This window comes from Candidatus Dactylopiibacterium carminicum (assembly GCF_014736495.1).
GTDB lineage: Bacteria > Pseudomonadota > Gammaproteobacteria > Burkholderiales > Rhodocyclaceae > Uliginosibacterium > Uliginosibacterium carminicum.
On sequence record NZ_MDUX01000046.1, the window covers coordinates 1 to 19,396 of the forward strand.

The following is a 19,396-nucleotide window of genomic DNA, read 5'->3' on the forward strand; positions in this document are numbered from 1 at the left end:
TCCGGCTCAGGCGCCCAGTGCTCAGTCACGGGCTTCAAACATCCCAGAGGCCGCTCGGGCTACCCGAGCCGGTCCGAGGCTTAAAGATACAAGGAGTCGGAACGGATTTCGTTCAGACAAGCCCGTTGCCGCAACCCCGTTCGTGCTGAGGGATCGAAGCATGAACGGGCGCCGGCCGCTGCCCGGATGCAGGCCGAAGGCCGGAATCCGGGAGGATGACGGTGCCTGAGCCTCCAGATTCCGCTGCACTGTATCCGGGCTACGGGCCCATGGCGCGGCAGGCGTTCGCCGGAATGACGCCTGTTCCCACACTCCACTCTCCAGCCGCCCCGGGTAATCCAGCGCCACGAACAGCAGGCGCGCAGCGAAGCCGAGAATGACCACGCCCATGGCGCGTTCGAACCAGTGGCCACTCTTCAGGAAGCGCTGGCGCACAGTGGCGCGCGAGAACACCAGGCTCACCAGTACGAACCAGCTGGCGTTGACCAGGCACATCCACAGACCGTACAGCGCCTGCACCGCCAGCGGCGTGCTGTCGCTCACCACGGTGGTGAAGGCGGCAAGGAAGAACAGCGTGGCCTTCGGATTGGTGGCGTTGGTCATGAAGCCGGTGAGGAAGGCGCCACGCGAATCCTGCGCAGCGCCATCCGTGTTATCGGCCGGGTCCTGATCGGGGGGGCGCAGGCCGGGCACGCAGGAAGTTGAAGCCAAGATAGATCAGATAGAGGCCGCCGACGATGCGGGCCGCGAGCAGTGCCCAGGCACTGGTGTGCATCAGGGCACTCACTCCGAGCAGGGTATAGGCCACGTGTACCGAGATCCCCGCGCCGATGCCCAGTGCGGTCAGGGCGCCGGCACGCGTCCCGTGGCGCAGGCTCTGCCGTACGGTGACGGCAAAATCCGGCCCCGGTGCGACGACGGCGAGAAAGTGGATCAGTGCAAGGCCGAGGAATTCGTGCCAGTAGCTCGCCAGCATCTCAGTGGCTCCCACAGAGGGAAACGCCGGGGGCAACTGCGGAAGCGCCGATCAGACAATGACCGCGGTGGATCAGGGGGCGTGTGTGTGGCATGGACTTGTGCTCTTCGCGATACGGTTTTTCCATTGTATTGAGTGTTCATGGGCGAGATAATCCACTAAATACTCAAATGATCTGTTCCTCATGAGCACAAATCTGGCATTGGGCCTGCTGGCCGAAATGGCTGTCTTTGCCAGGGTGGTGGAGACCGGCAGCTTTTCCGAAGCGGCGCGGCAACTGGCCTCCACGCCTTCGGCCATCAGCCGTGCCGTCGCACGGCTGGAGAAAGCCCTGGGCACGAGGTTGCTGCAGCGGACCACGCGCAAGCTGCGCCTGAGCGAGAGCGGCAAGGAAGTGCTGGCGCACTGCCAGGAAATGGTGGCCGCCGCACAGGCCGCGCTGGATGTCTCCGGCCAGCTCAGCGACGAGCCTGCGGGATTGATTCGCGTCAGCGTACCCAAGGCCGTGGGGCGCTTCGTATTGCATCCGCATATCCCCGAATTCCTCGCGCGCCATCCCAAGGTCGACGTACTGATGCGCCTGGAAGATCGCACGGTCGACCTCATTGATGGCGACATCGACCTTGCCATCCGCATCACCGATCAGCCGCCACCGGGGCTGAAGGGCCGGCGTCTGCTGGAAATCGACCATCTGCTGTGCGCCACGCCACGCTATCTGGCCGAGCAGGGCACGCCGGCGCATCCGCATGATCTCAAGGAGCACAACTGCATCTATCTGGGTGAGGAGCCCGGCGATTCCCGCTGGAAATTCCGCCAGGGCAGCAAGCAGATCACCGTGCAGGTGCATGGCCGTTATGCCGCCAACCACACCGGCGTGCGACTGGATGCCACGCTGCAGCACCTCGGCATCGCCAGCCTGCCTTACTTCACGGCGCGTCATGCGTTGCAGCAGGGCCTGATCGTGCAGGTGCTGCCGGACTGGAGTTTCAGGACGAACTACTCCGGCGCTGCCTGGATCCTCTATCCGCCCACCCGGCATCTGCCGCCCAAGCTGCGCGTGTTCATCGATTTCCTGGCAGAGCGCCTGCGCCGCGAGCCGACCTTGAACAGACTGGGTGGCGGTATGGCAGATGGGTACGAGGTGCCAGAGGCGGGCCTCCGGGAGGGTTACGCCGGCTGAACGTCTCTGGCGACAAGCGGACGCCTGCCCCGGAACGGATCCGGAGCAGACAGGGCAGCGCGAGTATCAGGCGGCTTGAGGGGCTTTTCTGGCAGTGCGGCCTTCAGGGTCACGCAGGATGAACCAGACGCAGAAGACGGCACACAGATCCAAGCAGGCGAGCACAAAGAACAGCGGGCCGAAGCCGAGGGTGTCGGCCAGCGCGCCGACGACCAGGGCGAACAGCGTGGAGGCCGTCCAGGCGGCCATGCCGGTCATGCCGTTGGCTGTGGCGACTTCGTTCTTGCCGAACACGTCGGACGACAGGGTGATCAGTGCACCTGAGAGTGCCTGGTGAGCGAAACCGCCCACACAGAGCACGGCAATCGCGATGTAGGGGCTGGTGAAGAGGCCGATAAGGCCGGGGGCGATCATCAGTACGCCGCCGAGCGTGACCACCAGACGACGGGAGACGATCAGGGTGACGCCGAAATGCTTCTGGAAGAAGGCCGGCATGTAGCCGCCGAGCACACAGCCCAGATCGGCGAACAGCATGGGCATCCAGGCGAAGAGAGCGATTTCCTTCAGGTTGAAGCCATAGGTCTTGGCCATGAACAGAGGAATCCAGGCGTTCATCGTGCCCCAGGCCGGTTCGGCGAGGAAACGGGGCAGGGCGATCCCCCAGAACTGGCGGTTGCCCAGGATCTGGAATACCGATGCCTTCTTGGCATTGCCATCCTTCAGACGGGCTTCCTGGCCGCTGAGGATGTAATCACGCTCTTCTTCGGACAGATGTTTCTGCTCCGAGGGCTTGCGGTAGTTGCAGAGCCACAGTGCAGCCCAGGCCGCGCTCAGGATGCCCACCAGCACGAATGCCATCTCCCAGCTGTGGATCATGATTGCCCACACCACCAGGGGCGGCGCCAGCATGGCGCCGATGGACGAGCCGACATTGAACCAGCCTACGGCTTTTGGCCGCTCTTTGGCAGGGAACCATTCGGAGGTGGCTTTCAGACCGCCCGGGATCATGGCGGCTTCTGCCGCACCGACGGCGGCGCGGGCGAAGGCCAGCCCTTGCCAGCTGGTGGCAAAGGCCGTGGACATACAGAAGATGGCCCACAGCACGGCGAATAGGCCGTACCCCAGGCGGGTGCCGAGCAGATCGAGCACGTAGCCCGCAACCGGTTGCATGAGGGTGTAGCAGGCGGAATAGGCTGCCACGATGTAGCCGTACTGCTGAGTTGTCAGTTCCATGGTGTGCTGCAGCTCTGGCACGGCCACCGCAATCGAATTGCGTGTCAGGTAGCCCAGCACGGTTCCCAGCGTGACCAGACCGATCATATACCAGCGCAGGCCTTTGATTTTCTTCACAACAGTGATCCCTTTCGACGATTTTTCAGACCAGTTTTCGCAGTGTTTTTGGTGCTGCACTCTGGCTCTATAAGTTTGTCTATTGGGGTAATCATCCTGACTTGTTAGACAAGTAGCAACAAATGTAAATATTTGTTATACAAGTAACGATCAGATAGATTAATTTGTCTGACTATTGCTAAGCGGCTGAAGCTAAACCGCAAGTTTGTGCGCAAGGTGCCAGACACGCTTGAAAATCCCGGATCAGGCCCATGGATTTCGGACTGTTGGATAGGAAAATTTGATGCCTGGATGTTTTTTGGATTGACGAGAGTCAAGCCCGTCAATCATCAAAAGCCATTGTTTTGAATATGGTTTTTGTTTTTGATGGCAGGCTTCAGAAGCAGTCAGAAAAGCTTTCGAGCATTCTGGGGTATTGCTTCAGAAATTCTGTTTTTCCTGGCTTTTCAGTGGTTTGTATTGCACTTGAGTCAGGTCTTGAAGCCTCGCTCGTCATGCTTTTTATTGTCTGACATATTTTTGTGAGCAAAGCAGGCCGCCGGGTCTGATCTGTGCGCCGGAGGCGAGGCACAAGAAGGCAAGCAGGCCCCCAGGGCTGGAATCCCTGGGGGCGGATTGCGTGTCAGAAGAGCTCCAGTTCGCCTCCGACGACTTCCTCGACGAGTGGCGCCGTGGCGAGATCTAGTGTGGCCTCGGGAGCGACACAGAGGCAGAGGATGAGATTGAAGGCGACGGCTTCGGCAGGTTTGACGCGATAGGCGAGACATTCGGCCGGGGCGAGCTTTTGCAGGTGCCTGCGGCAATGGGTTTCCAGTGCGAAGGGCGTGGACATGCCGGTGCGCAGGGCTTCCGTGGAAAGCAGACGGTTTGCAGTGCCGCTGAGCATGTTGACGTATTCGGAGAGCACGTCAGCCAGGGCCTGTTCGGCGAGTTTTGCGTCGCCGTTGCGGAAGAGCCGTGCGAAGTAGGCCTGCGTGGGGGCGTCCAGCCGGAAGTCGAAAAGCAGCACGATGCGGAACAGGTAGGAAGACAGGGTGAGCGTGAGCAGGCGCCGTTCGCCACTGCCATCCAGGGTTTCCAGCGTTTGGCGTTCCAGGGCTGGTGCTGCTGCCTGGCCGGCACCCGAGATCTCGCGCAGCGCCTGACGGAAGGCTTCTTCGAGCGTGGTGAGCGTGCGCGGCGTGATCAGTGCAGGCATGGGGCGCTTCCATGGTCGGCGATGCGACGGCCGATCTGCTCGTTGGCGGCCTTCAAAGTGAGCACGGCGGTGCGGATCATGCTGCCGCTGGCCTGGATATCCTGAAAGGTGGTGGTGGTGATGAAGTCGTTCTTGTCGAGGTTTTCCTTGTAGTGCAGCGCCCAGCGCGAGGCCGTGTCGGCCAGGTCGCGCACGCCGTCGGCCACCACGGCAAAGCCCAGACCGTGCTCGCCGGCGCGGGCGGCTTCGATGGAGGCGTTCAGAGAGAGGATGACGACATGTTTGACGATGCGCGAGAACTCGGCGTTCTGTTCGCGCAATTCGTCGTTGTTGCTGAGAATGGCCTGCATCTCGTCATGCCAGCGCTCGACAATCTTCATGATGTCGAGCAGGGATTCGATGTTCCGCGTGACTGCCTCATGCTCGGCGAGCAGTGCCCTGCGCAGGCTGATGAGTTCGCCCTCATGGGCGCGCAGCAGATTGTCGGCGCGAGCCATCGCTTCGGTTTCGGCTTCGCGCCGGGCATCTTCCAGCGCCCGTTCGTGTCCGGCTTGCTGTTGCGCAAGGGCCCGGTCTTGCCGCGTTGCCGCGTCGTCACGCACGGCAGCAAGGCGTGTAGTCAGTTCCTCGGCGGTGATGCGTGTTGTCAGGGCCTGGATCTGCGCTTGCTGTGCTTCGTGTTGTTGCCTGCGCTTGCGCAGGAAGGGAGTAGCGCCGAGCGCAAGCAGGGCTGCGCCGGAAAGAGCGCCCGCGCCGTACAGCGCGAGGTTGGCGATCAGGTCGTTCATCTGTTGGTTGGTCTCGACTCGGATGTTGATGGGGTCGGGGTGGGGCGATGCCGTTGGATTGCTACCCTTGTGTCATCCTGGCCCTTCGGAAGGCTCAGGGCAGGCCGGGATTCAGACAGCGCTGCAGATTCGCTGGATTCCGGCTTCCGCCGGAATGAGGGCAATCCTGATGACGGCGTCGGGGGCAGGGCGCGGATCAGCCCGCTAGTTTCTTCAGAGTGGCGATCACTGCTGCGCCGTTGAAGGGCTTGACGATCCAGCCCTTGACGCCGGCAGCCTTGCCGCGTTCCTTCACGGAGGGGCTGTTTTCGGTGGTGAGCATGATGATGTTGACGGCCTGATTGCCCAGCTCACCACGGATTTTTTCGGCCATGGTGAGGCCATCCATGTTGGGCATGTTCACGTCGCTCACAACGAGCTTGATCGAGGGGTTGGCGCGCAGCTTGTCCAGCCCGTCCTTGCCGTCCAGCGCGGGAATCACGGAAAGGCCGGCATCCTTGAGGAAGCCGCAGACTTCGTTGCGCACGGTGCTCGAATCATCGACTACCAGTACTTGTGCCATGTGTGTCGTCCTTGTTCGGGGGATAAAAACAGGTTTCGGGAGGCTGCTCAAAATTTCGGTTCTGATACCCGTTCATGCTTCGATCTCTCGGCACGAACGGGGTTGGCGCAAGCATGACCGTTCGCCCCTGGATCCAGCCCGGGGCAGGCTTTGAGCCTGCCGAGGGAAAATCGATGGCAACGGGTGGTGCGTGCAAAGCCTTTTACGCGGCGGGTTGTATGCCGGGTACGGGTTCGTCCGCCGGCATCTCCGTGTGTGTCGGCTCGGTGGCCGCCACGCGCGTGGTTTCCGGTTTGCGGCCGACGCTTTCGGCGAAGTGTTCGGGCAGGCTGATCAGGGTTTCGAAGCGGCGGTGATCGGCACCGACGGCTTCGTCGGTGAAGCGGATTTCGATCTGTCCGCCTTCACGCCGGATGAAGTCCTGCACCGCGTCCATGCCGACGCCCCTCCCGGAGACGGTGGTGACTGCCTGCGTGGTGGAGAAGCCGGGGCGGAAGATCTGCTGCGCCAGCGCTTCATCGCTCAGCGTCTGCCCGGGCTCGATGAAGCCGGCCTGCTGCGCACGTTCGCGGATGCGGGCGAGCGCCAGACCACGGCCGTCGTCCGCGAGGCGGATGCGCAGCGCGCCGTCGGCCACGCACAGCTCCAGGCGGATCAGGCCGACCGGGTCCTTGCCGGTAGCCACGCGTTCCTCAGTGCCCTCGATGCCGTGATCCAGCGCATTGCGCAGCAGGTGCATGAAGGCGTTCTTGAGTGTGGCGCCGAGCTGATTCTTGATGACGGTGCCATGATCTTCGATCACCACACGCGGGGCGCATTTGCCGAGCTCTTCCGCCAGTCCGGGCAGCGATTCAAGGATGCCGGCGAGCGTTTCGCGGATCGATTCGGTGCCGAGCAGACGCAGCGTCTTGTGGATGGCATCGCGCGCGGCCACGAGTTCGTGGATGTTGGCGATGTTCACCGCTTCGAGGCGTTGCAGGGTTTCCTGGATCTGCGTCTTGTCGACCATCAGGTAGCGTTCCACACCGCCGCGCCGGCCCGGCCCTTTGCGGCCCAGACTGAGTTCGTTGATGCGCGCGTAGCGCTCCACGAAACGGCGCACGCCGGCCAGCTCGGCCAGCAGTTGCTGCTGATCCCAGGCGATCTCGGGGCGTGGCTGGCGCAGCGCCTCATAGGTCTGCTCGGCCTGGTGCACCACATCGGTGAGGTGCTGCAGGGCGTAGGTGCGGGCGTTGCCTTTCACCGTGTGCAGGTTGCGGAAGAGCTGCGCGACGGCCTGCGCATCCTGCTCTGGATGCTGGCGGACGAGCTGCTCGCTGTCGTCGATGAAGCGCAGCGTGCCACTGATGAACTCGTGGAACTTCTCCTGGCTCACGCCGAGGATCTCGCCGATGATCTCCAGCTCGCGCTTCTGCTCGGCGGTTTCGGCAGCGAGCTTGCGCAGCTCGGTGACATCGCGCACGCACAGCATCAGGCGCACGATGCTGTCCTGCCCGTCGGTGATTGGCGACCAGCTGATGTCCAGCACCTTGAGCGCGCCGGAAGGCATCTTCTTCTCGATCTCGCCGACCAGCAGATGCTGGTTGAATTCGAAGTTCATCAGGTCTTCGCCGAGGCAGGCAGCCACCGCGGCATCGACCTGCGCCAGGCTGTCGGCGCCGAGATTGCTGTTGGCGAAGATCAGCTCCATGATGTTGCGTCCGGCGATGTCGCGCGTCTCCAGGATGCTTTCGAGATGTGCGGAGTATTCGTGGTGCACCTGGCCTTGACTGGCGATGGTGAGGATGCCCTGCGGGATGTTCTGCAGCATGCTCTGGATGTCTGCGGTCTTTTGCCGCAGCTGCGCGGAGCTTTCCTCGATGCGGGCGATCATGCTGTTGAAGGCGGTGATCGACTGGCCGATCTCGTCTTCACGCGTCACCGGTACGCGGCGGGTGAAATCCTGGTTGGCGGCGATGGCGCTCATTTCTGCCTGCATGTGTCCGATCGGCCGGATCACCTGGCGATAGAGCAGCCCGCCTGCAAAGGAGAGCAGCAGCAGCGCGGCGGCCGTCACCCCCGAGAGGGCTCCGACTGTGCGCGAAAGGCTGTGGCGTAGCGCGGCGATGGCGGCATCCTTGCTGCGGTCCTTCTCGATGCGCAGGGTATCGATGATCTGGCCGAATTCGCGCTGGTATTCCGCCACCGTGGCGAAGAGATTGGCCTCGGCCAGCGCGGCCTGGCCGGCGAGCTTGAGCTGCGCGGTGTCCTCGATGGAGGCGAAGTAGTTCTCCAGGCTTTCCTGCGCCTGAATGACGAGACCGCGTTGAGTGTCATCGGTGGCGGCCTCCAGCTGACGCTGCAGAGCCTCGGCCTGCGCCGTCTTCTGCGCCGCGAGCTTTTCCTTGAGCTGGCTGGCGATCTCGGCATCGGGCGCCGAGACCAGCGCCATGATGTTGAGCTGGATGTCCTTGGCGCGCGAAACCAGGTCCGCCGAGGCCAGGGTGGTGGGAATCACGCCATCGGTGACGGATTCCACATGCTGCGCGTTGCCGCGCGATTCGGTGATGGCGTAGCCGCCGATGGCAAGGATTGCCACGAGCGTCATGATCACCATCGATGCGATGCGGTGACGGATCTTCATCTGCGATCAACCCCTGTTTCCGGAAGTGATAAATGCCTGCGTGGCCGGGTAAATGTCGGTCAGCCGTGTTGCGTCCGCATGACGCGGCAGAAAGCGTTGCCGAGGGGCATTCTCGGATGGGGAAGCTGCACACTTGAGGGGCGTGGCGCGAAGTTCGTACGACTTTTGTCTTACGCCAAGTGTTTGTTTCGGGGCCTGTTTTCAGTCATGAAGCTGAAATGTTCATGGGCTATGTCTGTGATGCCCAGGCCATCGAGTCAGCATGTCTGGCGCCGGCTGCGCTGGGTGAGCGGGCGTATGGCGCATACAATCATTCCCCTACTTCTGGAGGGGAAATTGATCATGAAGCTTGTGGTGATTTCGGGTGGATCGCGGGGATTGGGCGCTGCGCTGTGTCAGCAATATGCAAAAGCAGGCTTCGCCCTCATCGAATTCTCGCGTAGCGCTCCGCATCCGTTTTCGGTGGCCTGTGACTTTGCCGAGCCTCTGCAGGTGGCGCGGAAGGTCGCGGAAAATCTCAGACCGCTGGCCAGCACAGCGGGTCTCGAAGAAGTCGTGATCATCAGCAATGCGGCCATGCTCTCGCCCATGGGGCCTGTTTCCCGCAATGATCCGGCCGCAGTCCAGGCAAACCTGAACGCCAACTTCACCGCTGCCATCCTGTTCATGAGCGAGGCCATCCGTGCCTTTCAGGAAACTCCGGCGCGGAAGACCGTGGTGAGTCTTTCTTCGGGCGCAGCCACCAAGGGATATGCCGGCTGGTCTCTGTATTGCGCGGCCAAGGCCGGACTGGACAATTTCATGCGTGCGCTTGCCCTCGAACAGACCAGCGAAGCCCACCCGGTTTATGCCCTGATCATTGATCCCGGCATCATGGACACCGGCATGCAGGCAGACATCCGTGCGAGCAGCCCCGCCGACTTTCCCACCGTCGAGCGTTTCCATGGTCTCCATCGGGACGGCGCACTGCGCCAGCCAGCGCAGATCGCCAGCGCGATCCGCCGTATCGTCGCGGAGGCACAGACAGGCGGAGAACGTTTCGTCGCGGCCGAGTTCGTCTGACACCCATGGCGTCAGCCCCCAAGGCTTTGCAGGGCCACATGGGTGACCGCATGCCTTTCAAGCGTTTGCAGATGCCCAGGATCCAGAAGTCATGACATTGCTCGCCTCGTCAGAATTCGCCCGTTTTCTGAAGGCTGCGAAGCAGGCCACTTACGCAGGGCAAAATGATGCCGCGTCGGTGGCCCCCCTTCTTCCCGGCTCAAAGCAGCTCGAATTCGCCGAGGGGGATTTCTTCTATCGCGATGTCTATGTCGGGATGTGCCGTTTCGTTGGTCAGGAAATCGTTTATCTCTCGGGGAAGCCGGTCTGGTCCATGAGTTACTCAGGGGGTTTGCTACCCGACACGCCACAGGCAGCAGCGAAGGTGATTTATGCCTTCCTTCGCACTGCCTTACGGGCACTGCCTGCAGCATTTCCTGTTCGTGGCCCGGCTTCATTCGAAGTCGGGAGTTACCGCTATGTTTGCCAGTACTCGGGTTGTCTCGGAGCATTCCAAGGCCACGAGATCATTTCCGGAACTGGTTTTCCTGTTTACGAATTGCATTTTTCCGGAGGATTGCTGGCGTAGCCGCGCTTGCGTCAGACGTAGGTATCGCGTGCTATTGCGTCCTGCAGCCGGGCCGCCGATTGGCGCTCAGTTCAGCCCGAGCATGCGCGCGAGGCTGTTGTCCGGCGCCTCGTGCTCGACGCAGACGTTGGCCTCCAGCGTGCGCAGGTGCTGGTCCATGAGCGCCACGGCGCCTTCGGCGTCGCCTTTCTCGATCAGATCCACCACGCTGGCGTGCTCGTCGTGCTCACAGGCGGCATTGCCCGGCGGCTCGTAGAGCGCGACGATCAGCGAGCAGCGCGAGACGAGTTCCATCAGATATTGCTGCAGCACGGCGTTGTCAGCCACTTCGGCCAGACGCAGGTGGAAGGCGCTGGCGAGTCGCGCCCATTCCGGCTGGGCGAAGCGGTGCATGGCTTCGTGTTCCTGCTTGAGCTGGGCACGCAGGCTGGCGATGTCGGCCTTGCTGGCCTTGGCGGCGGCCAGGCGCACGATGCAGGCTTCGAGCTGGCGGCGGACTTCGAAGATCTGCCGGGTTTCCTCCGGCGTGGGGGCGGCGACGACGGCGCCGCGATTGATGCGCAGCTCGACGATGTGGTCATGGGCCAGGCGCTGCAGCACCTTGCGCACGGTGGCGCGGCTGACGTCGAAGAGTTCGCACAGCGAGGCTTCGGGCAGCTTGGTGCCAGGCTTGAGGCGCTGCGTCATCACGCTTTCGAACACGGTGTTGTAGATCCGGGTCTCGATGTCGTCACCCTGTTTCAGGCCCGGCAAGGCGGTCTTGAAGTCGGGGCGCGATTTGCTGCGTGTGCTGGAGGTAGCCATTTCGTCCGTCAGGGATTGTCGACAATCTGTCGCGGATTTTGGGTGACGGAGCATGCCACAGATTGTCGTGCCCGGGGGCGGCATGTCTTGTGGATGCATCGCTCATGAACGGATCGGAACGCTGGTCATGCGCGGAGTCCGTCCGCACTTCGAACTCTCAGTGCGAACGGACTTCGGTTTGCACACGGCCATGGTCACAACCCCGTTCGTGCTGAGGTATCGAAGCATGAACGGGCGCCCTAAGGTGGCTTCAGCCCTTCAGCTTCTCGCTGATCCGGATCGCCAGCCGGATCAGCGCCAGATCGCTGCCGGTTGGGCCGAGCAGGGAAACGCCCAGCGGCACGCCCTGCGCGTTGGCGAGCGGGATGCTGACCTGCGGCAGCCCGGCCAGCCCGGCGACACAGCAGATGCGCAGGGTGCGCGCGCGGATGTCGTCGATCTCCGCGCCACCGGCGGTGCGCAGCGGGGCAAGGCTGGCCGCCGAGGGCAGGATGGCGATGGCGTCATCGCCGAGTGCCGCGCGTACCTGCTGGCGGATCGCCTGGGCATGGGTTTCGGCGGTGGCGGCCTGTGTTGCCGTGATGCTGGCTGCGTGCTGCCAGCGCGCGGCGATGGCGGGTGCGAATACCGGCTGCTCGCGCGTGATCCAGTCGCCATGCACTTGCCAGCCCTCGAAGCCGCCCACGGTCACGTAGGTCTGGCGCCATTGCTCAAGTCCGCCTTCGGCGGTGATGGCGCACTCATCCTGCGCGCCCAACAGTTCGCCGGCGCACTGGAAAACCCGTTGCAAGGCGGGCTGGAAGTCGGCATCGGCCAGCGCCCAGGCATCGGTGAGGGCGATGGCGCGGTGCGGCTTGAAGTCGGTGGCCGGCAGCAGCGCCTGGCCGACGCGCTCGAAGCTGTTGGCCTCGTGGGCGAACCAGGTGGCGGTGTCGAAACGCGGATGCAGCGGCACCAGGCCCTCGCGCGAGAGCAGGCCGTGCGTGCTGCGGATGCCCCACACGCCGCAGTAGCTGGCGGGCACACGCGTGGAGCCGCCGGTGTCGGTGCCCAGCGCGAAATCCACCAGTTTCGCGGCCACGGCGGCCACCGAGCCGCTGGAGGAGCCGCCGGGGATGCGCTCGGGTGCGGCGCTGTTGCGCGGCATGCCGTAGTGCAGGTTGTCGCCGTGGATGCTGTAGGCGAGTTCGTCAGTGATCGTCTTGCCGCACAGCGTGGCGCCGGCGGCGAGCAGTTGCGCCACCACCGGGCTGTGCCGCGTCGGCACGGGATGGCTGGCGAGCCAGTGCGGATTGCCGGCGCCGGTGGGTACGCCGGCCACGTCGAACAGATCCTTGGCGGCAAAGCGCAGGCCGTTCAGCGGGCCGTTGGCCGTGGCGGGCAGGGTGAAGCGGCCGTGGGGCACCCAGGCCTGGATGCCGTCTTCGAAAGGGAGCGGAGCGAGTGTCGGGGTCATGGTGTTTTCAGCGGGGTTGCAGGGTGTCGACATGGCGGCAGATCGCGCCAGGCGTGGTGATCCAGATTTCGCCGGCGTCGGGCGCGGCGCAGAGGTGTTCGAGCGCGCGGCGCAGATGGCGCAGGCGATAGGGCTGGCCGACGAGGTAGGGATGCAGCGCTACGCCCATTACCAGCGGCTGGCGGCGTGATTGCTCGCGCATTTCGTCGAAGTTGTCGACGATCATCTGCGCGAAATCCTTGCCGTCCATCTGGCGCGCGATGATCATCGGAATGTCATTCACTTCCTGCGGGTAGGGAACCGCCCAGAGCGGCTGGCCGCCTCGGGTGCGCATGAGGATGGGCTGATCGTCGTGGCACCAGTTCAGCGTGTATTGGTAGCCGGTTTCGGCGAGCAGGTCCGGTGTGGCGCGGCTCTCCGAGATCCACGGGGAAAGCCAGCCGGTGGGGGGCGTGCCGCTGCATTCGGCGATGCGCGCGCGGCAGGCGGCGAGCAGTTCGCGTTCCGTCGCCTCGCTCAGATCACCCTGGCGCACGGCATTGCTATGGCCGTGGCCGATCAGCTCGTCGCCGCGCGCGGCGAAGGCGGCGACCAGTTCCGGGCAGTGGTCGTAGAGCGCGGTGTTGATCAGCGCGCCGGTGGGCAGCCCGAGCTGGTCGAAAAGCGCCAGGCAGCGCCAGGCGCCGACGCGGTTGCCGTATTCGCGCCAGCTGTAGTTGAGCACGTCCGGTTGCGGTGAGACCGGGCCGATGCAGGCCCCCAGGCCTTCGCCGAAGGCGAAATGCTCCAGATTGAAACCGAGATATACCGCCAGCCTGGCGCCATTGGGCCAGCAGTAGTCCGCCCGCCGGGTGATCGGGCTGTAGGCGAAGCGGCCGCTGTCCGGCAGCGGGGCGAGCAGGGTACTCATTGCGCGGCTCCCATCGGCGAGGGCCAGGGCGCGGCGAGGCCGGCCCGCACCAGCATCCATTCCGCGCTGTCGTTCCACACGTCCATCTGCACGATCCGGCTGTGGCGCACCACGTAGCGATCCACGTAGCGGTTGCCCTCGAAGGGCGTGCCGTCCGGCCAGGCGCCATAGAGCGTACCGATGTTGTAGACCACGGCCTCTTCCTCGCTGGCGCCAGCCATCACCTCGGTGCGCTCGAAGCGTTTCTTCACCCAGGCATAGCGGCCGGCATTGAAGGCGCTGCAGTCGGCGGGCTCGTGCATCTCGCGGCCACCCGTGAAGCGGATGCGCAGCGCCGGCGCTGTGAAGACGCGCGCGCCTTCGGGGTCCGGAATCATGATGATGCGCAGGAATTCCTCCACCAATGCGGCGGCCTGTTGAACGATGTCCGTGCCCGGTTTTGAAGCAGGATTCATGGTTGATCTCCAGTTTTTGCACTGAATATGTGCGGTTTTATGCCGACTTGGCGTGTGTGGTTATGTGAGCATGCGCTGTGCCAGATTGTAGACAATTTGTTTTTCAAGGTGTGTTCATGATTGTTATTTGTTTGGATACATCTGGCACGTTTCCTGCATTGCCGATGTAGCGGGCTGCCGCCTGTTTCTGAACCACTGACTGGAGATTTCCCCATGATTCCTGCTACCCGACGTACTTTCCTGTCCGCCGCGATGGCGGTCGCCGCGAGTCTGGCGCTGCCCTGTGCGATGGCCGCCGAGCCGATCAAGATCGGGCTGGTGACGGCGCTCTCCGGCCAGTCCGCACTGGCGGGCGAGGCCATCACGCGCGGCCTTACCGTGGCCATCGACGAGGTGAACGCCAAGGGCGGCCTGCTGGGCGGGCGCAAGTTGCAGCTGGTGCGCCGCGATGATGAGGGCAACCCCGCCAAGGGCGTGACTGCCGCGCGCGAGCTGATCTACAAGGAAAAGGTGGCGGTGCTGTTCGGCGGCCTGGATTCGCCGGTGTCGGTGGCGATTGTGCAGATGGCCAACCAGGAGAAGGTGCCGTTCATGGGCCCCTGGGCAGCGGCCACGCCGATCACCAAGAACGGCGCCAATCCGAATTTCCCTTTCCGCGTGTCGGCCGTCGACGAGATCGTGGATCTGGGCATGCTGGCCTATGCGCAGAAGACTTTCGGCGCCAGCAAGCCGGGGATGATCCTGGTGAACAACGCCTGGGGCGAATCGAACGAGAAGGGGCTGAGTGCCGCGCTGCAGGCCAAGGGCATCAAGGCTGCCGGCATCGAGAAGTTCGAGGATGGCGCGGTGGATGTGGTGCCGCAGCTCTCGCGCCTGAAGGCTGCTGGCGCGGACGTGTTGTTCCTGGTCGGCAACGTGGGCCCGTCGGCGCAGGTCGTGAAGTCGCTCGACCGTATGGGTTGGAAAGTGCCGGTGGTGTCGCATTGGGGCCCGGCGGGCGGCCGTTTCACCGAACTGGCCGGCCCGAATGCGAAGAGTGTGCACTTCGTGCAGACCTATAGCTTCTTCGGCAAGCAGGGGCCGGTGGGCAAGCGCGTGATCAAGGCGCTGATAACCAAGTATCCTGACGTGAAAGGCGTGGAGAACATTACCCCGGCGGTGGGCGTGGCCAATGCCTACGACGGTCTGCAGCTTGCCGCGCTGGCCATCGAGAAGGCTGGCTCCACGCAGGGCGACGCGGTGCGTCAGGGCTTCTACAAGATCGACCGCTATGAAGGCCTGATCAAGACTTACGTGAATCCCTTCTCGCCGCAGGTGCATGACGCGCTCAACGAGAACGACTACGTGTGGGCCTATTTCAACGGCGATTACATCCTGCCGGTGGGCATGAACAGCAAGTGATGCAGCGTTCGCGTCTTGCACGCGTAATCGAGATGGCAGCGTCATTCCGGCGCAAGCCGGAATCCAGGGTTTTCGTTCCTCCGTCTGGATCCTGGTGTTCGCCGGGATGACGCCCATTGGCGGGTTTGGCGCATTTTTCAACCCGGCATGTATCGGACAGCACCGTTCGCCCTGAGCTTGCCGAAGGGCGTTGGTCCTAAGCGGGCCTCGACAGGCTCAGCTCGAACGGCCGCCGATAGCCGGGGTTTGTGGGGAATGTCCCTGTTTTTTTCTTTTCGATCACCCCGAGAGACTTCCATGCTTATCCTCTCCGCTCTGATCTCCGGCCTCGGCCTGGGCGCCATGTATGGCCTCATGGCGCTGGGCTTCCATGTGACCTACGCGGTGTCGGGCACCGTGAATTTCGCCCAGGGCAGCTCGATGATGCTCGGTGCGGTGCTGACCTTCGCCTTCGCGCGCGGGCTGGGCTGGCCGATCCTGCTCGCAATCCTGCTTGCGCTGGCGCTGTGTGCGCTCTACGGGTTGGTGGTCGAATTCATCGCGGTGCGGCCTTTTGCCAGCCGCGGTTCGGATGCCTGGCTGATGTCCACGGTGGCGCTGGGCATCGTGCTCGACAACCTGGTGATGTTCTCCTTCGGCAAGGAGCCGCGCTCGCTGCCTTCGGAACTGGCACAGATGCCCATCGAACTGGGGGGACTCGGGCTCGGCGTGTATCCGCTGCAGGTGCTGATTCCGTTGATCGGGCTCGCCCTTGCCGCGCTGCTGCATTTCGTGGCGCGGCGTACGCGCGGCGCGCAGCCTGCTGGCCGACGCGGACGAACTGCTGGGCGTGGGCGGGCTCACCACCGGCTACGGCGCCGAACCGGTGCTGCACGCTGTGGATTTGCAGGTGCGCGAAGGCGAGATGGTGGCGCTGCTGGGTGCCAACGGCGCCGGCAAATCCACCTTGATGCGCAGCCTGAGCGGCTTGCACCGCCCACTGCGGGGCGGCATCCATCTGGGCGGCACGGAGCTTTCCGGCCTGCGCGCCGAGCAGATCGTGCGCCTGGGGCTGGTACTGGTGCCGGAAGGCCGCCAGGTGTTCCCCGAGCTCACGGTGCTGGACAACATCCGCCTCGGCGCCTTCCTGCAACCGGAAGACCGCGAGCGGCGCGTGGAGGAAATGCTCACGCGCTTTCCGAGACTGCGCGAGCGCCTGCACCAGCGTGCCGGCCTGCTGTCGGGCGGCGAGCAGCAGATGCTGGCGATTGCCCGCGCGCTGATGAGCAAACCGCGTGTGCTGTTGCTGGACGAACCCTCGCTGGGGCTGGCACCGAAGATCATCGAGGAATTGTTCGCGGTGCTGGACCGCCTGCGCGGCGAGAAGATGACCCTGCTGCTGGTCGACCAGATGGCGGCGTTGGCGCTGGCCCTGGCGGATCGTGCCTATGTGCTGGAGAACGGCGCAGTGGTCGCGCGTGGCAGCGCGGCCGAGATCGCCGCCGATCCGGCACTGGCCAAGGCTTATCTCGGAGGGCATTGAGCATGGCGATGGAAATCAACCGGCCGACCGTACTGGACGAGGTGGAGGCCGCCTTCGCGCGCTACGAGGCAGCGCTCACCGGCAATGACGTGGCCGTGCTTGATGCGCTGTTCTGCGACAGCCCGCTCACCGTGCGTTACGGGGCTACCGAAAACCTCTACGGGCATGCGCAGATCCGGGCCTTCCGCGCGGTGCGTCCCGCCAAGGGGCTGATGCGCAGCCTGCGCAACACCGTGATCACCACTTACGGCGAGGACTTCGCCACCGCCTGCACCGAGTTCACCCGTGAAGGCGTGGTCCGCATCGGCCGCCAGACGCAGACCTGGGTGCGCCTTCCCGAAGGCTGGCGCGTGGTGGCGGCACACGTTTCCTGGATGGATTGAGGATTGGGCGTGCCCGGCACACCGCCTCCTCTGGCGGTGCGATGGCGCGTAACCCTGAAGGTAAAGATAGGCGCTCGGCGCATGCCACGCATCCGCCGGGCGCCCTTGGCTCAATGCCGCGAGAACTTGTCCAGCAACTGGCCGAGTTTTTCCTGTTTGCGGCGTTCGGCCACTGCTTCCTTTTCGGCCTTCTCGCGTGCGAGGCGGGCAGCCTTGTGCACTTCGGCACGCTTCTGCTCGCGCTTGGCATGCTCTTCGGCAGCCATGGCCTGCTGTTCGCTGCTGACTTCGCTGGCCGGGCTGCCGTCCAGATTGAAGCGCTGGCTGGCCTGTTTGAGCGTCTTCAGGTAGCGCAGCGACTTGGTGTGCATGCCCAGCGCGATGCGCAGCAGCTTGCGGTCGGTGTCGGGGCGGGCGGCGAGGATCTGTTTGTCAATGCCGATGGCCAGCGGCTGGTGCTCGCGCAGCACGGCGAATTCGGCTTGCAGGGTCTGCAGCAGGGCACGTGCGGGGTTGGGCGTGTTCTTTTGCGGGCTGGCGGTGTTGGCTTCAGTCATGGTACGCGGATGGAGGCGAGGAATTACGGAAACGGAGCAGAGCGCGCAGTGTACCCAAGCGCACGGGGAATGCGGGCGACCTGCTGACAAAAATGCCCTACGCTTGTTGCTGCCGCGACGGCACTGCCGCTTTTGCTCGGCGACAAAACCCCCGGATGGCCCTTCAGATGAAGCGTTCACGCATCAGGCGAGCCTCCCCGCCATGACAGGGCCGGGTTATCATGCATCCTTTGTTCCCACCCACGGGCTCGCACCATGTTTTCCAGACAAGACACCCTCTCCCGCATCGACCCAGAACTGTACGCTGCCATCGCCAAAGAGAACCAGCGTCAGGAAGATCACATCGAGCTGATCGCTTCCGAAAACTACGTCAGCGCTGCCGTCATGGAAGCGCAGGGCTCGCAGCTGACCAACAAGTATGCGGAAGGTTACCCGGGCAAGCGTTATTACGGCGGCTGTGAGTTCGTGGATGTGGCCGAGCAGATCGCCATCGACCGCCTGAAGGCGCTGTTCGGTGCCGATGCGGCCAACGTGCAGCCCAATTCCGGCTCGCAGGCCAACCAGGCCGTGCTGATGGCCTTCGCCAAGCCTGGTGACACCATCATAGGCATGAGCCTGGCAGAAGGTGGTCACCTCACGCACGGCATGCCGCTGAACATGTCCGGCAAGTGGTTCAACGTCGTTGCCTACGGTCTCAACGAGAAGGAAGAGATCGATTACGACAAGATGGAAGCGCTGGCCCGCGAGCACAAGCCGAAGATCATCGTCGCCGGTGCCTCCGCCTATGCGCTGCGCATCGATTTCGAACGCTTCGCCAAGATTGCCCGCGAAGTCGGCGCGATCTTCTGGGTGGACATGGCGCACTATGCCGGCCTGATCGCCGCCGGTTACTACCCGAATCCGGTACCGCACGCCGATGTGGTGACCTCCACCACGCACAAGACGCTGCGCGGCCCGCGTGGTGGTGTGATCCTGATGAAGGCCGAGCATGAGAAGGCCATCAATTCCGCCATCTTCCCCGGCCTGCAGGGTGGCCCGCTGATGCACGTGATCGCGGCCAAGGCTGTTGCTTTCAAGGAAGCGGCCAGCCCCGAGTTCAAGAAGTGTCAGGAGCAGGTTGTGGCCAATGCCCGCGTAATGGCGCGCGTGCTGGCCGAGCGTGGCCTGCGCATCGTTTCCGGCCGTACCGAGAGCCATCTCTTCCTGGTCGATCTGCGCAACAAGAAGATCACCGGCAAGGAAGCTGAGGCGCTGCTGGGCAAGGCACACATCACGGTCAACAAGAACGGCATCCCGAACGACCCGGAAAAGCCCTTCGTGACTTCCGGCATCCGTATCGGCAGCCCGGCGATCACCACGCGCGGCTTCACCGAGATCGAAGCCGAGCGCGTGGCACACCTGATCGCCGATGTGCTCGATGCACCGGCCGATGAGGCCGTGCAGGCCCGTGTGCGCGAGGAAGTCTCGGCGCTTTGCCGGAAATTCCCGGTCTACGGCGCCTGATCGGCGCCCTAATGTGACAGGTGATATGTGATGAGTGACAGGTCAGACGCAAACAGTTCCTTCGCCCCGCTTATCGCCCGTCACGTGGCACGCATGAC

At 63.6% G+C, this 19,396-nt stretch carries 19 protein-coding genes and 1 pseudogene; 8 read left to right on the forward strand and 12 right to left on the reverse strand.

All coding sequences use genetic code 11. The features are described 5' to 3' along the window. Positions 1-21: 21 nt before the first annotated feature. The gene (locus BGI27_RS12835) at positions 22-711 is read right to left on the reverse strand and encodes a LysE family translocator (RefSeq protein WP_263406616.1); all 690 of its coding nucleotides are present in this window, start codon (positions 709-711) and stop codon (positions 22-24) included. After that, positions 653-976, reverse strand: coding sequence for a LysE family translocator (locus BGI27_RS18530; protein ID WP_263406617.1), 324 nt, complete (start codon positions 974-976; stop codon positions 653-655). Before BGI27_RS18530 ends, BGI27_RS12835 begins: the two co-directional genes overlap by 59 nt. Positions 977-1,160: 184 nt before the next feature. On the opposite strand from BGI27_RS18530, the gene BGI27_RS12840 reads away from it, so the two are divergent. Beyond that, positions 1,161-2,156 (forward strand): LysR family transcriptional regulator, encoded by a 996-nt coding sequence (locus tag BGI27_RS12840; protein WP_095525259.1) that lies wholly within the window; start codon positions 1,161-1,163, stop codon positions 2,154-2,156. A gap of 66 nt (positions 2,157-2,222) precedes the next feature. Here the strand turns inward: BGI27_RS12840 and BGI27_RS12845 are convergent, their stop codons facing one another. From BGI27_RS12845 to BGI27_RS12865, 5 genes are all read right to left on the reverse strand, one after another. Next, positions 2,223-3,506 carry an MFS transporter gene (locus tag BGI27_RS12845; RefSeq protein ID WP_095525260.1) on the reverse strand — a complete coding sequence of 428 codons (1,284 nt, stop codon included), beginning with the start codon at positions 3,504-3,506 and terminating at the stop codon, positions 2,223-2,225. Between the two features lie 622 nt (positions 3,507-4,128). Beyond that, entirely contained in the window at positions 4,129-4,704 is a 576-nt protein-coding gene (locus BGI27_RS12850; protein WP_095525261.1) for a hypothetical protein, read from the reverse strand. Further along, positions 4,692-5,492, reverse strand: a complete 801-nt coding sequence (locus BGI27_RS18700; protein WP_095525262.1) for a methyl-accepting chemotaxis protein — start codon at positions 5,490-5,492, stop codon at positions 4,692-4,694. The genes BGI27_RS12850 and BGI27_RS18700 overlap by 13 nt, the downstream gene beginning before the upstream one ends. Positions 5,493-5,688: 196 nt before the next feature. Continuing rightward, positions 5,689-6,054 (reverse strand): response regulator, encoded by a 366-nt coding sequence (locus BGI27_RS12860; RefSeq protein ID WP_095525263.1) that lies wholly within the window; start codon positions 6,052-6,054, stop codon positions 5,689-5,691. Between the two features lie 202 nt (positions 6,055-6,256). Further along, complete coding sequence (locus BGI27_RS12865; protein ID WP_095525264.1) at positions 6,257-8,677, reverse strand: HAMP domain-containing protein; 2,421 nt, start codon at positions 8,675-8,677, stop codon at positions 6,257-6,259. 342 nt (positions 8,678-9,019) lie between these two features. Here BGI27_RS12865 and BGI27_RS12870 point away from each other — a divergent pair, with 342 nt between their 5' ends. After that, positions 9,020-9,739 (forward strand): SDR family NAD(P)-dependent oxidoreductase, encoded by a 720-nt coding sequence (locus BGI27_RS12870; RefSeq protein WP_095525279.1) that lies wholly within the window; start codon positions 9,020-9,022, stop codon positions 9,737-9,739. A 91-nt stretch (positions 9,740-9,830) separates the two neighbouring features. Continuing rightward, positions 9,831-10,307 carry a DUF5680 domain-containing protein gene (locus tag BGI27_RS12875; protein WP_095525265.1) on the forward strand — a complete coding sequence of 159 codons (477 nt, stop codon included), beginning with the start codon at positions 9,831-9,833 and terminating at the stop codon, positions 10,305-10,307. A 66-nt stretch (positions 10,308-10,373) separates the two neighbouring features. On the opposite strand, the gene BGI27_RS12880 is transcribed toward BGI27_RS12875, so the two are convergent. The 4 genes from BGI27_RS12880 to BGI27_RS12895 form a co-directional block, all read right to left on the reverse strand. Beyond that, the gene (locus tag BGI27_RS12880) at positions 10,374-11,111 is read right to left on the reverse strand and encodes a GntR family transcriptional regulator (protein ID WP_170943039.1); all 738 of its coding nucleotides are present in this window, start codon (positions 11,109-11,111) and stop codon (positions 10,374-10,376) included. A 250-nt stretch (positions 11,112-11,361) separates the two neighbouring features. Then, complete coding sequence (locus tag BGI27_RS12885) at positions 11,362-12,567, reverse strand: amidase (protein ID WP_095525266.1); 1,206 nt, start codon at positions 12,565-12,567, stop codon at positions 11,362-11,364. 7 nt (positions 12,568-12,574) lie between these two features. Beyond that, entirely contained in the window at positions 12,575-13,477 is a 903-nt protein-coding gene (locus BGI27_RS12890) for a polysaccharide deacetylase family protein (RefSeq protein ID WP_095525267.1), read from the reverse strand. Beyond that, complete coding sequence (locus tag BGI27_RS12895) at positions 13,474-13,932, reverse strand: hypothetical protein (RefSeq protein ID WP_095525268.1); 459 nt, start codon at positions 13,930-13,932, stop codon at positions 13,474-13,476. The genes BGI27_RS12890 and BGI27_RS12895 overlap by 4 nt, the downstream gene beginning before the upstream one ends. A 213-nt stretch (positions 13,933-14,145) precedes the next feature. On the opposite strand from BGI27_RS12895, the gene BGI27_RS12900 reads away from it, so the two are divergent. The 4 genes and pseudogenes from BGI27_RS12900 to hpxZ all read left to right on the forward strand — a co-directional run bounded on the left by BGI27_RS12900 (position 14,146) and on the right by hpxZ (position 17,238). Further along, positions 14,146-15,333: an ABC transporter substrate-binding protein gene (locus tag BGI27_RS12900; protein ID WP_095525269.1), complete on the forward strand. Its 1,188-nt coding sequence runs from the start codon at positions 14,146-14,148 to the stop codon at positions 15,331-15,333. 354 nt (positions 15,334-15,687) lie between these two features. Further along, positions 15,688-16,062: pseudogene (locus tag BGI27_RS18900) on the forward strand (ABC transporter permease subunit); the annotation flags it as partial. A 22-nt stretch (positions 16,063-16,084) separates the two neighbouring features. Further along, complete coding sequence (locus BGI27_RS12910; protein WP_223871791.1) at positions 16,085-16,855, forward strand: ABC transporter ATP-binding protein; 771 nt, start codon at positions 16,085-16,087, stop codon at positions 16,853-16,855. Between the two features lie 2 nt (positions 16,856-16,857). Then, the gene (hpxZ, locus tag BGI27_RS12915; protein WP_095525281.1) at positions 16,858-17,238 is read left to right on the forward strand and encodes an oxalurate catabolism protein HpxZ; all 381 of its coding nucleotides are present in this window, start codon (positions 16,858-16,860) and stop codon (positions 17,236-17,238) included. A gap of 110 nt (positions 17,239-17,348) precedes the next feature. Here the strand turns inward: hpxZ and BGI27_RS12920 are convergent, their stop codons facing one another. Next, positions 17,349-17,795 (reverse strand): ProQ/FINO family protein, encoded by a 447-nt coding sequence (locus BGI27_RS12920; protein ID WP_095525270.1) that lies wholly within the window; start codon positions 17,793-17,795, stop codon positions 17,349-17,351. Between the two features lie 255 nt (positions 17,796-18,050). Between BGI27_RS12920 and glyA the strand changes: the two genes are divergently transcribed. Beyond that, complete coding sequence (glyA, locus tag BGI27_RS12925; protein WP_095525271.1) at positions 18,051-19,298, forward strand: serine hydroxymethyltransferase; 1,248 nt, start codon at positions 18,051-18,053, stop codon at positions 19,296-19,298. Positions 19,299-19,396 lie beyond the last annotated feature (98 nt).

What these genes read in the sequence shown, in the direction of transcription:
- BGI27_RS12920 (WP_095525270.1), bottom strand. Translation starts at nt 17,795, where the DNA reads ATGACTGAAGCCAACACCGCCAGCCCGCAAAAGAACACGCCCAACCCC.
- BGI27_RS12865 (WP_095525264.1), bottom strand. Translation starts at nt 8,677, where the DNA reads ATGAAGATCCGTCACCGCATCGCATCGATGGTGATCATGACGCTCGTG.
- BGI27_RS12875 (WP_095525265.1), top strand. Translation starts at nt 9,831, where the DNA reads ATGACATTGCTCGCCTCGTCAGAATTCGCCCGTTTTCTGAAGGCTGCG.
- BGI27_RS12890 (WP_095525267.1), bottom strand. Translation starts at nt 13,477, where the DNA reads ATGAGTACCCTGCTCGCCCCGCTGCCGGACAGCGGCCGCTTCGCCTAC.
- glyA (WP_095525271.1), top strand. Translation starts at nt 18,051, where the DNA reads ATGTTTTCCAGACAAGACACCCTCTCCCGCATCGACCCAGAACTGTAC.
- BGI27_RS12850 (WP_095525261.1), bottom strand. Translation starts at nt 4,704, where the DNA reads ATGCCTGCACTGATCACGCCGCGCACGCTCACCACGCTCGAAGAAGCC.
- BGI27_RS18700 (WP_095525262.1), bottom strand. Translation starts at nt 5,492, where the DNA reads ATGAACGACCTGATCGCCAACCTCGCGCTGTACGGCGCGGGCGCTCTT.
- BGI27_RS12895 (WP_095525268.1), bottom strand. Translation starts at nt 13,932, where the DNA reads ATGAATCCTGCTTCAAAACCGGGCACGGACATCGTTCAACAGGCCGCC.
- BGI27_RS12885 (WP_095525266.1), bottom strand. Translation starts at nt 12,567, where the DNA reads ATGACCCCGACACTCGCTCCGCTCCCTTTCGAAGACGGCATCCAGGCC.
- BGI27_RS12840 (WP_095525259.1), top strand. Translation starts at nt 1,161, where the DNA reads ATGAGCACAAATCTGGCATTGGGCCTGCTGGCCGAAATGGCTGTCTTT.
- BGI27_RS12860 (WP_095525263.1), bottom strand. Translation starts at nt 6,054, where the DNA reads ATGGCACAAGTACTGGTAGTCGATGATTCGAGCACCGTGCGCAACGAA.
- BGI27_RS12900 (WP_095525269.1), top strand. Translation starts at nt 14,146, where the DNA reads ATGATTCCTGCTACCCGACGTACTTTCCTGTCCGCCGCGATGGCGGTC.
- hpxZ (WP_095525281.1), top strand. Translation starts at nt 16,858, where the DNA reads ATGGCGATGGAAATCAACCGGCCGACCGTACTGGACGAGGTGGAGGCC.
- BGI27_RS12880 (WP_170943039.1), bottom strand. Translation starts at nt 11,111, where the DNA reads ATGGCTACCTCCAGCACACGCAGCAAATCGCGCCCCGACTTCAAGACC.
- BGI27_RS12870 (WP_095525279.1), top strand. Translation starts at nt 9,020, where the DNA reads ATGAAGCTTGTGGTGATTTCGGGTGGATCGCGGGGATTGGGCGCTGCG.
- BGI27_RS18530 (WP_263406617.1), bottom strand. Translation starts at nt 976, where the DNA reads ATGCTGGCGAGCTACTGGCACGAATTCCTCGGCCTTGCACTGATCCAC.